The 12,804-nt window shown below is 43.7% G+C and carries 10 protein-coding genes; 9 read left to right on the top strand and 1 reads right to left on the bottom strand.

What is annotated here, in order from left to right; all coding sequences use genetic code 11:
• Window positions 1–168: 168 nt before the first annotated feature.
• The 9 genes from glmS to BWR56_RS01225 all read left to right on the top strand — a co-directional run bounded on the left by glmS (window position 169) and on the right by BWR56_RS01225 (window position 8,694).
• Entirely contained in the window at window positions 169–1,977 is a 1,809-nt protein-coding gene (gene glmS / locus BWR56_RS01185) for a glutamine--fructose-6-phosphate transaminase (isomerizing) (protein ID WP_076984291.1), read from the top strand.
• A 110-nt stretch (window positions 1,978–2,087) separates the two neighbouring features.
• Window positions 2,088–3,140, top strand: coding sequence for an LLM class flavin-dependent oxidoreductase (locus tag BWR56_RS01190; protein WP_076984292.1), 1,053 nt, complete (start codon window positions 2,088–2,090; stop codon window positions 3,138–3,140).
• A gap of 218 nt (window positions 3,141–3,358) precedes the next feature.
• The gene (locus BWR56_RS01195; RefSeq protein ID WP_076984293.1) at window positions 3,359–4,363 is read left to right on the top strand and encodes a uroporphyrinogen decarboxylase family protein; all 1,005 of its coding nucleotides are present in this window, start codon (window positions 3,359–3,361) and stop codon (window positions 4,361–4,363) included.
• A gap of 11 nt (window positions 4,364–4,374) precedes the next feature.
• A complete protein-coding gene (locus BWR56_RS01200) occupies window positions 4,375–4,578 on the top strand; it encodes a hypothetical protein (protein ID WP_000837732.1) in 204 nt (67 codons plus the stop codon).
• A 2-nt stretch (window positions 4,579–4,580) separates the two neighbouring features.
• Window positions 4,581–5,579: a uroporphyrinogen decarboxylase family protein gene (locus BWR56_RS01205; RefSeq protein WP_076984294.1), complete on the top strand. Its 999-nt coding sequence runs from the start codon at window positions 4,581–4,583 to the stop codon at window positions 5,577–5,579.
• An 11-nt stretch (window positions 5,580–5,590) separates the two neighbouring features.
• Window positions 5,591–6,469, top strand: a complete 879-nt coding sequence (locus BWR56_RS01210; RefSeq protein WP_076984295.1) for a transporter substrate-binding domain-containing protein — start codon at window positions 5,591–5,593, stop codon at window positions 6,467–6,469.
• Between the two features lie 32 nt (window positions 6,470–6,501).
• Window positions 6,502–7,194: an amino acid ABC transporter permease gene (locus BWR56_RS01215; RefSeq protein ID WP_076984296.1), complete on the top strand. Its 693-nt coding sequence runs from the start codon at window positions 6,502–6,504 to the stop codon at window positions 7,192–7,194.
• Window positions 7,195–7,197: 3 nt separating this feature from the next.
• Window positions 7,198–7,920 (top strand): amino acid ABC transporter permease, encoded by a 723-nt coding sequence (locus BWR56_RS01220; RefSeq protein ID WP_000350561.1) that lies wholly within the window; start codon window positions 7,198–7,200, stop codon window positions 7,918–7,920.
• A gap of 9 nt (window positions 7,921–7,929) precedes the next feature.
• Entirely contained in the window at window positions 7,930–8,694 is a 765-nt protein-coding gene (locus BWR56_RS01225; protein ID WP_049505423.1) for an amino acid ABC transporter ATP-binding protein, read from the top strand.
• 202 nt (window positions 8,695–8,896) lie between these two features.
• Here the strand turns inward: BWR56_RS01225 and BWR56_RS01235 are convergent, their stop codons facing one another.
• Window positions 8,897–12,613: a pullulanase gene (locus BWR56_RS01235; protein ID WP_049505422.1), complete on the bottom strand. Its 3,717-nt coding sequence runs from the start codon at window positions 12,611–12,613 to the stop codon at window positions 8,897–8,899.
• Between the last annotated feature and the right edge of the window lie 191 nt (window positions 12,614–12,804).

Raw genomic sequence — 12,804 nt, forward strand, 5'->3', positions numbered from 1 at the left:
AGGTATCAAGTGAAATCTTGATAAAATACCAGATAGAAAAACTATACCAATTTTTATTCTTGACAAGTGATAAAAACAAGTATATACTGTTTTTGCTGATTCCGTAAAGCGAGAATTAGACTATACCAATTTAAGGAGAAAGCACAGCTGGTCTGTGTCGTATATACTATGTGTGGAATTGTTGGTGTTGTTGGAAACACAAATGCAACTGATATTTTGATTCAAGGGCTTGAAAAACTCGAATACCGTGGCTATGATTCTGCGGGGATTTTTGTCCTAGGTGGTGCTGAAAATCATCTAGTTAAGGCTGTCGGTCGTATCGCAGAATTGTCTTCTAAGACAGCTGGCGTTGAGGGAACAACTGGTATCGGACATACGCGTTGGGCGACTCATGGGAAACCAACGGAAGATAATGCTCACCCACACCGCTCTGAGACAGGACGTTTTGTCTTGGTGCACAATGGAGTGATTGAAAACTACCTTGAAATCAAGGAAGAATACCTTGCAGGTCACCACTTCAAGGGGCAAACCGATACGGAAATCGCTGTTCACTTGATTGGGAAATTTGTTGAAGAAGCTGGTCTTTCAGTTCTTGAAGCCTTCAAAAAAGCCCTTCACATCATTCGTGGTTCTTATGCCTTTGCCTTGATTGACTCTGAAAATTCAGATGTCATCTATGTCGCTAAGAACAAATCTCCACTTTTGATTGGTCTTGGGGAAGGTTATAACATGGTCTGCTCAGATGCTATGGCCATGATTCGTGAGACCAACCAATACATGGAAATCCATGACCAAGAGTTGGTAATCGTCAAGGCTGATAGCGTCGAAGTTCAAGACTATGATGGTAACAGTCGTGAGCGTGCTAGCTACACTGCCGAACTTGACCTGTCAGATATTGGTAAGGGGACTTATCCTTACTACATGCTCAAGGAAATCGACGAGCAACCAACGGTGATGCGTAAACTCATCCAAGCCTACACAGATGAGGCCGGTCAAGTAGTGGTTGACCCAGCAATCATCAAGGCTGTTCAAGATGCAGACCGCATCTACATTCTTGCAGCTGGGACATCTTACCACGCAGGATTTGCTTCTAAGAAGATGTTAGAAGAATTGACGGATACGCCAGTTGAACTTGGAATCTCTTCTGAGTGGGGCTATGGCATGCCACTTCTTAGCAAGAAACCACTTTTCATCTTTATCAGTCAGTCTGGTGAAACAGCGGATAGCCGTCAGGTTTTGGTCAAAGCCAACGAAATGGGTATCCCAAGCTTGACAGTGACAAATGTGCCAGGTTCAACTCTTTCTCGTGAAGCTAACCATACTATGTTGCTTCATGCAGGTCCTGAAATTGCCGTAGCTTCAACCAAGGCCTACACAGCGCAAATCGCAGCACTTGCCTTCCTTGCAAAAGCTGTCGGAGAAGCAAATGGCAATGCCAAAGCACAAGCCTTTGACCTGGTTCATGAGTTGTCTATCGTAGCTCAGTCTATCGAATCAACTCTTTCTGAGAAAGAAACCATTGATGCCAAGGTTCGTGACCTTCTTGAAACAACTCGCAACGCCTTTTACATCGGACGTGGTCAAGACTACTATGTAGCCATGGAAGCCAGTCTCAAACTCAAAGAGATTTCTTACATCCAGTGTGAAGGCTTTGCGGCAGGAGAACTCAAGCACGGAACCATTGCCTTGATTGAAGAAGGAACGCCTGTCTTGGCCCTCTTGTCAGATCCAGTCCTTGCTAACCACACTCGTGGAAATATCCAAGAGGTCGCAGCCCGTGGTGCCAAGGTTCTTACTATCGCAGAAGAAAATGTTGCTAAAGACACAGACGATATCGTCCTTACGACTGTACACCCATACCTTTCACCAATCTCAATGGTCGTACCAACGCAATTGGTCGCTTACTTTGCAACTCTACACCGTGGTCTCGATGTGGACAAACCACGTAACCTTGCTAAGTCAGTAACGGTAGAATAATCTAAAAAAGTCTAGTTATCTAGGCTTTTTTCTAATGAGCAAATTTATTGAAAGTAAAAATAATTAGTGATAGAATACCCTAAAACTAAAAGAGATAGCGAGGAGACACCATGGTAGAATTGGGAATTTCAACTTTTGGGGAAACAACGGAGCTTGAAGGAACTGGGCAAACTTATAGTCATGCCGAACGCATTCGTCAGTTGGTGGCGGAGATTGAGCTGGCTGATAAGGTTGGTTTGGACGTGTATGGGATTGGTGAGCACCATCGAGAGGACTTTGCAGTATCAGCCCCAGAGATTATTCTGGCCGCCGGGGCAGTCAATACCAAGAACATCCGTTTGACCAGTGCAGTCAGCATACTCTCGAGCATGGGCCCGATTCGGTTGTTCCAACAGTATGCCACTATCGATGCTTTGTCAAATGGACGAGCGGAGATTATGGCTGGAAGGGGCTCTTTCACGGAATCCTTCCCTCTGTTTGGCTATGATTTGAAAGACTACGAAGCTCTTTTTGATGAGAAATTAGACTTGCTTCAGTTAGTCAATGAAAAGACCAAGCTAGACTGGAAAGGTCGATTGACCCAAACAATCTCTGGTAAAGAAGTTTATCCTCGTCCAGTTCAGGACAAATTGCCCTTGTGGATAGCGACAGGTGGCCATGTCGAATCAACAGTGAAGATTGCTCGGGCAGGGCTGCCGATTGTCTATGCCATTATTGGTGGTAATCCGCGTTATTTTAAAAAGCTGATTCAAGCTTATCGTGAGATTGGAAGGGATGCCGGTCATGCGAATAAAGACCTAAAAGTGGGAGCTCATTCTTGGGGCTGGATTACTGAGGATGGCGAACAGGCTGTAAAAGATTATTTCCATCCGACTAAGCAAGTGGTGGATGCGATTTCCAAGGACCGCCCACACTGGCAGGAGTTGACCTATGAGCAATATTTGGAGCAAGTTGGTCCAAATGGTGCCATGTTTGTGGGAAGTCCAGATCAGGTAGCAGAAAAATTGATTCGCATGATTGAGGATTTAGACTTGGACCGTTTCATGCTCCATCTACCGCTTGGTTCTATGCCACATGATCAGGTTCTGAGAGCTATTGAACTCTTCGGCACACAAGTGGCGCCCAAAATACGTGCTTACTTTGCCATGAAAGAGGGGATATAAAAAAATTCAATCGGCTTGATAGAAAATCTATATCAACACTTTTTTGAAAAATAGATGAAAATAAAGTGAATCTTTGAAAGGCTAGTAAAATCAAGCTTTTCAGGGATTTTTTTCTTTATCGATATAAAAATTTCCAATCGAGTTAATAGTCAATATATATTGGGAAAAGGGGAAAAGGAGTGGTAAGATGGTTTCAATCCAAATGGAAGGAGAAAGGTATGGCAAGTAAAAGAGATTTAGTCTTTAGAGCGATTCGAGGCGATGAAGTGGAAAGAGTTCCTGTGGGATTTTGGTTTCATTTTGTAACACTCGAAGAAAAGGGGCAGGGATTAAACAATCCACGTATCTTTCAAAAAAGTGTTGACGGACATCGTAGTTATGTGGAAAGGATTCGCCCTGATTTTGTCAAAATTATGAGCGACGGTTTTTTCCTTTATCCAAGTAATGTCTATAGTCCTAAGATCGCAAGCATTCAGGAGCTGACTTTTATTGAGTCGATTGGTGAGGAACACCCATGGATTCAGCAACAGGTGCAAGTGGTACAAGCGATTCGAGAGACCTTTACCGAAGAGATTGCTTCTTTCTACAATATCTTTTCACCAATCTCCTACCTCAAGCGCTGGTTCCGTACAGAAACTTCTCGAGGAGATAGGGAAGTGGCTGACCTATTGCTTGAAAATCCTGAGCAATTCAAAGCTATTCTAGATGTGATTGCAGGAGATATTGCTATCCTAACTCAGAAAATCATCCAGCAAGGAGGTGTTGACGGGATTTACCTCAGCACTCAGGAAATTCAAGATGAGCGCATCACACCAGCACTCTACCAAACCTATATCGAACCGAGCAATATAGCGATCTTGGAAGCAGCCAATCAGGTTGATGGGATCAATATCCTCCATATCTGTGGTTTTGAAGGTGCGAGCAATGATGTGACGATATTTAAGGACTATCCAGCTCAAGTGGTCAACTGGGCGACTCATCATGAGGATGTTAGTTTGACACAGGGTCAAGAGTTATTCCGAGATAAGGCCGTTTTAGGTGGATTCGAAAATGGCAAGAAAAGCTTGCTTTATCAAGGTTCCAAAGCGGAATTGCAAAATGAAACAAGACGGTTGCTGGCTGAAGCGGGTAGTAAAGGCGTTCTTCTGGGAGCTGACTGTACTGTTCCAGATGACTTTGACTTAGAGAGGTTGGACTGGATTCGACAGGCTGCTGTTCTCTAAAAGGAGGAGCTATGAAAAGTAAAAGATGGGGTATCTTCATTGCAGTTATCGGTTTGCTGGCTTTGGTTGCCATAAGCGTCGTAAAAAATCAGCACTGCAAAAATGGAGAGAGATGTCATGGAGTTCAGGATTTTTCTAAGTCCAGTCTCCCCTTTCTACGCTCGAATGATATCGCAAGCAGTTTATTAGTTGAAAAAGTAAGAAATGGAGAATAAGAATGTCAGAAAAAAAAGAATGGGTTTTAAAAGTATTTAGAGGTGAAAAGGTTGATCGTGTGCCAGTTGGTTTTTGGCACCATTTCACATCCGAAGACGAATGGCTGCACGGTTTCTCAAATCCAGTCATTATCGAGAAGAATATTGAGGGACATAAGCGCTTTATCCGAGAAGTTCAGCCAGACTTTATCAAACTCATGAGTGATGGCTACTTTGCTTATCCAAATCCAGCGATTGCCAAAGGCAAATCACTTCAAGAATTGGCAACCATTCAACCACTCGGACCAGAGCACGCTTGGATAAAAGAGCAGGTGGACTTGGTTAAGAAAATCAAGCAAGAATTTACAGAAGATATCGTTGCGATTTACAATATTTTTGCTCCTGTGACCTATCTCAAGTGGCTACTGGGGGAAGTGTCTGGTGGCGATGACCTCATTGCGGACTTTCTGGTGGAAGATCCTGAAGCCCTTAAAAAGGTGTTGGATGTGATTGCAGAAGATATTGCGAGTCTCAGTCGAGCTGTCATCGAAGAGGCCGGTGCAGATGGAATCTACCTCAGCGTGCAGAGTATCCAAGATCAACGAGTGTCGGCAGCAGGTTATCAAGCCGTCATTGCCCCTAGCGAAATAACGGTTCTGGAAGCAGCTAGTGCTGTTGGTGGCGTCACAGTTCTTCATATCTGTGGATACGAGGGAGCGCGAAATGATATTCACCTTTTTGCAGACTATCCAGCCCAAGTCTTTAACTGGGCTGTAGGACCAGAGGGAGTCACTCTCAAGGAAGGTCGTGAGATTTTCAAGGGACGTACGGTTCTTGGAGGATTTGAAAATGGCAAAACAGGCTTGCTGTATACTGGTAGCAAGGACGCCATTCAGGCTGAGGCAAAGAAACTAGTTGCAGAAGCTGGGGAACAGGGCTTGGTACTTGGGGCAGATTGTACCATTCCAAGTGATATCGCAGTTGAACGTATCCAGTGGGTGAGAGAAGCGCTTGAAAACTAAAGGAGAAAAAGATGAGTAAAAAAGCATGGATTATCGGTGGTGTAGCAGTTGTTGCGGTAATTGGGGCAACAATTATCGGAAGAAGTTTAGCTGGTGCTCCAGCCAAGGATGGAGAAACGGCTTCTTCTGCTGAAGTTATAACCTTGAAGGTTGCCCATACACAAAACTATGTACCTTATGACTTTGTCAATGAAAAAGGGGAATCAGATGGTTATGAGGTAGCTGTTTTGAAGGCTGTTGATGAGAAGTTGGCAAACTATAAATTTGAATATACGGGCACCAGTGATGACGACCTCTTGATTGGTCTGGAATCAGGCAAGTATGACATCGGAACCAAGGGAGCTTGGTACACAGATGAACGAGCTAAAAAGTTTGTCATTCCATCTGAACCAGTCGGAGCGAGCATCATCGGATTTACTGTCAGAAAAGAAGATGAACAGAAATACAAAACCATTGATGACTTTGCTAAGAATAAAGGGAAATTGGTTCCCATCTCTCCACAGAATGCTCAATGGAATGTCATCACCAGCTACAATGAAAAACATCAGGATGCACCGATTGAGCTAACAGCAGCTGAATCCTTTAAAGTGGCAGATGCCTATGCCTGGGTCTTAGAAGGACGTTATGACGCCTTCTTTGATATCAAACTGTCCTTTGAAAAAGCAGTTACTGCAGAAGATGGACCTTACCACCAATATGCGGATAAACTCAGCTGGTTCCCATACAAGGGCATTCCAACTTATCCCTTGATTCACCGTGATGAAAAGGGTGAGAAATTCGCTAAAGAATACGAAAAAACAATCAAAGAGTTGAAAGAAGATGGCACGCTTGCTAAGCTATCTCAGCAATACTTCAAAGAAGATGTCTTTAGTTACGTAGACAAAGACTAGACCAGAAATTCCAAGACTAGAAAGGGTTTTGCATGGTTTCTTATGATTTTTCCAAGGTCTTTCAGTTTTTACCGACCTTATGGCAGGCACTTCCTATGACCTTGTCCATTCTCTTTTTTACCACTCTTCTTGGTTCCCTTTTTGGAGGTCTCTTGGCCTGGGCGCAAGTAGGAGAAGACAAGAGTTTTGCAGCGATTTCCAAAGGCTATATCTTTACCCTTCGTTGTACACCGCCGATTGTCTTACTTTTTCTAGTCTTTTATGGCTTGCCAGAATTTCTGAAATGGTGGCTTGGTTTAGATATCAACAACTGGTCTAAAACTATTTTTGTTCTCCTGACGATGATTCTCTTGTTTGCCGCTATTGTTGCCGAGGTTTTCAAGGCGGCCTATCAAGCTATTCCAAAGGGGCAGACAGAGGCCGGACTTAGTATTGGTTTGACTCCAAGTCAGACTTTTTGGAGAATCATTTTTCCCCAAGCTTTTCAAGTTGCTCTTCCCAATATAACAACCGCTATTCTCAATCTCATGCGAGATGCTGCCTTGGCTTATACGATTGGTTTCGTTGATGTTATGGGAGCGGGGAATCTCTTGATCAGTCGCAATTTAGGGAACTACTCTCTGGAAACCTATACGGCAGTCGCACTTCTTTACTGGGGGATTGCCCTGGTTATTTCTGGCTTGAGTCGTTTGCTTGAGAAGTCTTTGGAAACAAAAGGGAGGTAAGAAATGGATATAGACTATATTGTAAAGACCTTTCTGGAGACCTTGAAGGGTGTGCCAATCACCTTGATTATCATGATTGTGGCTATGGTCTTAAGTTTTTTACCGGCTCTATTTTTAGCCTTGGGGCAGATTTACAAGGTTCGAGGGGTTAGGAGTTTTTCCTTGGTCTATCTGGCGTTTATCCGAGCGACTCCTCCGATTTTATTGATTCTCTTCTTTTATAGTTTGTTTCCAAGCCTGCTGAATCAATTTCTCAAAAGCATAGGAAGTGACTTTGATATTTTCAAACTTGATCCTCTCTATTATGCCTTTATCATTTATAGTTTGATGACAGTCGGGAGTTTGTCGGAGATTTTGCGTTCAGCTATCTTGACGGTGGACAAGGGACAACTAGAGGCAGCGCATGCGATTGGCTTGACTACGCCCCAGGCCTATCTAAGGATTGTTTTTCCTCAAGCCTTGCGCTCAGCCTTGCCTAACTTAGCCAATCTGGTGATCAATATCGTCAAAGGGACCTCCCTGGTCTTTGTCATGACCATCAAGGACATCACCGCTATTGCTCGTGTAGAAGCGTCCTACGGTTACCAGTATTTTGAGTCTTATTTTGTGATCTTTTTGCAGTATATTTTGATCTGTGGTTTGATTCAGTGGGGCTTCTCCCTATTGGAAAAAGGCTATGTGAAAAAAGAAAAAAGTGCAAAAGCATCTAGCGCGCGTTTTGTATAGGAGGACAGGATGTTACAAGTAGAACATATCGCAAAAACATTTGGAGAGAGGCAGGTGCTGGAGGATGTCAATCTTCAGGTTAACCAAGGGGATGTCGTCGTTATCTTAGGACCATCAGGTTCGGGGAAAACGACCTTTCTCCGTTGTCTCAACCACTTAGAAAAAGCTGACAGTGGCCGTTTGACCTTGGCTGGAAAAACTTATGACTTGGCCAAATTAAGCAAGAAAGACATTCTAGAAATTCGCCAAAAAACAGCCTTTGTTTTCCAACACTACAATCTTTTTGCAAATAAAACTGCTCTGGAAAATATTCTAGAAGGTCTAATCGTCGCTCGTAAAGTTCCCAAGGAAGAAGCGCTCAAACGTGCAGAATCTGCCTTGGAAAAAGTTGGTTTACTAGCCTACAAAGACTACTACCCTTCACAACTATCTGGAGGACAACAACAACGAATAGGAATTGCGCGTGCCATTGCCGTCAAGCCCGAGGTCATTTTGCTAGATGAACCAACATCGGCACTAGACCCTGAGTTAGTTGGAGATGTTTTGGATGTTCTGAAACAGTTGGCGGGAGAAGGTGTGACCATGGTGGTCGTCACGCATGAAATGGGATTTGCTAGGGATGTCGCTAACCACGTTGTTTTCATGGATGGAGGCCGTATCGTAGAGGAGAACAATCCCCACGATTTCTTTAGTCGTCCACAAGAAGAACGAACCAAGCAGTTCCTGGCTCGTATCTTATCAGATGCCACCTATAGTGTAGAATATATGATTTGATAGCTAAGTATATCATAAAAACAACACCCCATGACTAGAAGATTCTTCTGACCATGGGGTGTTTTCTCTATAGGAGGGCTAGGTTATACTCTTCGAAAATCTCTTCAAACTAGGTCAGCTTCGCCTTATCTACAACCTCAAAGCTGTACTTTGAGCAGCCTGTGGCTAGCTTTCTAGTTTACTCTTTGATTTTCATTGAGTATCAGTTCTCTTTCTTGTTTTTTATCAACCATCCAAGTCCGAGAAGGGCAAGGATGCTGAATCCAGCAAGGGCAAGAAGGGATTTGTTCTCAGTACCTGTGTTTGGAAGGACCTTCTGAGAAAGAGTCTCTGTAGCAGTTTCTTGAGAGTCAGGATTTGCTACTAGGTTTTGGGCTTGGTCTTGTTCTGATTCAACTTCCAAGCTAGAAAGATCAAATTCTGGTTTTTCTTCCACAGCTGGAGCGACAATGGCACCACCTTGAGATAAGCGGAGAACGACAGCAGTGAGAGCGTTCAATTTTAAGCCTTTTTCAGTCCATTCGAGGCCTTGAGGTTTAGCGATTCCTACTGGTCCGGCTTGATTTTCATCTGCGAGGACTTCAGCCTTTCTCAAGTGAGCAAAAGCAGTTCCTAGAGTAAATTCACGAGCCTTATCATCTGCATTGACAAAGACTGCGTAGATATCTCCATTTGGAGCAGTGATTTGGTAGCCGATGACCACGTCTTCTTTTTCAACACCGTTTTGGCCTGGGACAGTAATGAGGTGGACGCGCTCTTTGATGTCTTGCAGACTCTTGAGTCGGAAGGCATCTGTCGATTGACGAAGGGCGATCAATCCTTTCATGTAGTTACGGCTCTTGACATTTTCAGGATAAGCTTTGCCATCTGTAGCTTTGGTCCAATCAAACTTGTTGACAGCATCACTAGAGTCGTAAGAGTCATGGATAAAGTAAGGATAGACAAATGGCTTGCCGTCCTTGTCGCGCAACAAGTGAGACTTGTTTGGAACCTTATCTTCAGGAACAGGAGTCTTATAGGCTGGATCAAGGAATTGTTTGGTACGTCCATATTCCTGACCAGAGTGGATAAAGGGAGTTCCTTGAGCGGTCAAGACCATGAGGTTTCCAAGTCGCAAACGACGATGGATTTCAGCATAGTTCTCAGCCTTGCTTGGATCTTTTTTGATAGACTGGGCAATGATGTCAAAGAGGGTCAAGTTATCATGGGCTGCGATATACTGGATAACATCTCCAGGATTGTCAGCCTCAAAGTTAGTTGGTTGGGCAATCAGATTTTTAAAGATGGTATTGATATCGCGTTTGCCACCTGTGATAAAGGCAGGTTGACCTTCGTTTGGATAGCCAGACTTGAGGTTGTTACGGATGTCGTCTGAAAAGACAGCGACAGTATCTGTTTTCTTCATCCAATCTTGGTCAGCAGGTTGTACAGGCGTATTTTCATCACCAGTATAGGTTCTCCAGCCTTCACCTAGCATGATAAGATTTGGATTGAGGGCGCGTGCAGCCTTGTAAGCTTCTTCGATTGAAGCCGCATCGTGGTCACCCATCATATCAAAGCGGAAACCATCTACTTTGTAGGTTTCAACCAGATACTTGATGGAGTCTACCAAGACACGTTTAGACATGTAGTGGGTAGTTCCCAAACGGCCGCCTCCGAAGCTAGTACGTGGAGTTCCGTCTGCATCCATAAAGTGATAGTAGTTTGGCTCAATATCTTCAAAAATATCAACATTTGCAGTATGGTTGTAGACCACGTCCAGGATAGCCCCCATGCCACGTTTGTGGATTTCGTTGATGAGATTTTTGAATTCTGCGATACGTTTTTCTGGATCCTTAGGATCGCTTGAGTACATACCAGTCAAGGAGAAGTAGTTTTGAGGGTCATATCCCCAGTTGTAGTTGCTGTTGCTTGAAGCGTAGGCAGACAAACGTTCATGGTTTTTCAATTCATTGACAAAGTAGTAAGACAAGACTGGAAGAAGCTGGATGTGGGTCACACCCAAGTCTTTGAGATAGTCCAGTTTTTCGATAAAGGCTTCAAAGGTACCAAATGGCTTGGTCAAGTCTTTTGCGATGGCAGGATCCGAAGTGAAGTCACGTACATGAGCTTCATAGATAACGGCATCTTCACGTGATTTGAAGTTACGAATCTTTCCATAGGTCAAGTCTTGCGGACCTAACTTCGCTGGATCGACAAAGGCAGCTTTAGCGACCTTATGAGCGGCATCTGTTTTTGCTAGGTCACTGTTCCAAGCCGCTAATGATTTGGCATAAGGGTCAAGAACGAGGACAGTTTTACCTTGGCGCTCGATTTGGTAGTGGTAGTAGTAGCCAGTGTAGTTGCTGATACCGAGACCAGAGTTTGCATCCAGAGTTTGTTTCCAGGTTCCTTTTTCTCCTTTTTCAAGGGCGACAGTTCCAACTACTTTTTCAGGATCTTTCTTGTCATAGATAACAACGGAAACCTTATCAGCACTTGGAGACCAGAGGGTGAGGTCAACACGCTTGCCATCTTCTTTTAGAGTTGCGCCGAGTGGACCATCGTAACTGTAGGACTCATCCTTGAGGCGCCAGCTTGAACGTGTGGTAAAGCGGTCTGAATTGTAGCTGACAGTGTACGGGTGTTGGGTGTCAGAGAAGTTGCCGATGTAGGTCACTTTTTTACCTGCCTCATCCACTTCCACGTCTGTGATAGTTACTTTATTCCCTTGGTAATCAGTGATGCTGGAGTGTTTGAGGATATCGTCTTTCTTAGCTCCAACGAGGGTAGAAAAACTGCTTTCGATACGAGATTTAGCCACGTGTTGGGCACCAGTCATGCGGATATCGTGTACATAGTAGGGGTTGGTGTAGATGGTTTCGTCATCATCTTTGAGGAAAATCTGACTGTGATTTTTTAGATCAGTGAATTTATAATCTTCTTTTCTGATTTTCACATCATCGCCTTTCTTGCTTTCGTCTAGTAATAAAAATCCAAATTCTCTTGCAGCTTCATTGAGTGGGATATCAATGTAGCGTCCATATTTTCCAGTTGCGGTAAAGTCAGTACCGTCAGGCCATTCTCCACTGCTTGGGTTTTTGACATCGCCCCAATACCAAAGAGATTTTTTGTCATAGTTGCCATCTGTGCGGTAATAGTTGACACGGACAGTTCCTGCTGGTTGAGGGCGGTAGTTGTGTACCTTGTAGTTTTCATCTAGCCAGGCCTCATTCATTTTTGGAGAGAGGCGCTCTACAGAACGGTCCCCTGTCAGGTTATCCCCCTTGGTATTGTTGATGAGGAAGCTGACTTTCTTGGCTTGCTCATTTTTGAGTTTGACATCTAGGTAATAGCCGTAGTCATCTTGCTTGGCATCCTTGAAGGACTTGGCTCCATTGGGCCAGTTTTCAGACGGCTTTTCAACATCGTCCCAAGTCCAAAGACCTTGAGAATCTTTGTTTTCTTCAGGGAGTTTTTTTACATGGATGCGGAAGTGGTTGTCTGCGATGGGTTCTTCAGAGGATGTGTCAGCTTGTGGTTTTTGTTCTGAAGTTGGCGTTGCAGTGCTGTTATCTACTTTCTCTTCCTTGCTGTTAGCCTGGCTTGTAGTAGCATCTTCTGTTTTGGGTGTTTCTGGCGCTGTAGTAGTTTCCCTAGCTGGAGCTTCTTTTTTAGAATCAAGGGAAGCGTTTGCATTCTTTTGTTCAGAAATAGGCGTTTCCGTTTGAGTTTGACTCGTTTCAGTATCAGTAGGGGCCTTGGTCACAGCGCTGGTATTTTCCTGAGTTTGAGGCAGGTTTTCGTTAGCCGAAATAGTTGGCATTGCAGCAGAAAGCAGGATAATGCTGGCACCAATAAGGACAGAACCAGTTCCGTTCTTCAAGGAACGGATACCGTAAATCATTTTTTTCTCAGTTTGAGATGGGATCTTTTTCATCACAATTCTCCTTGTGTAGTTGTTCCCTATCAGTATAGCACGAGGTAAACATTAGTGCAAGCGTTTTCCTAACTTTTAAGAGAAAATATAATGCTTCATTCTCTTGAAATTTTAAAATAATATATAGGAAAAGATTGTTTGAAAAATGGTAAAAAAACCTTGAAAAATCTTGGCCAATAAGGTATAATATG

Source organism: Streptococcus oralis, from assembly GCF_001983955.1.
Classification (GTDB): Bacteria; Bacillota; Bacilli; order Lactobacillales; family Streptococcaceae; genus Streptococcus; species Streptococcus jiangnanensis.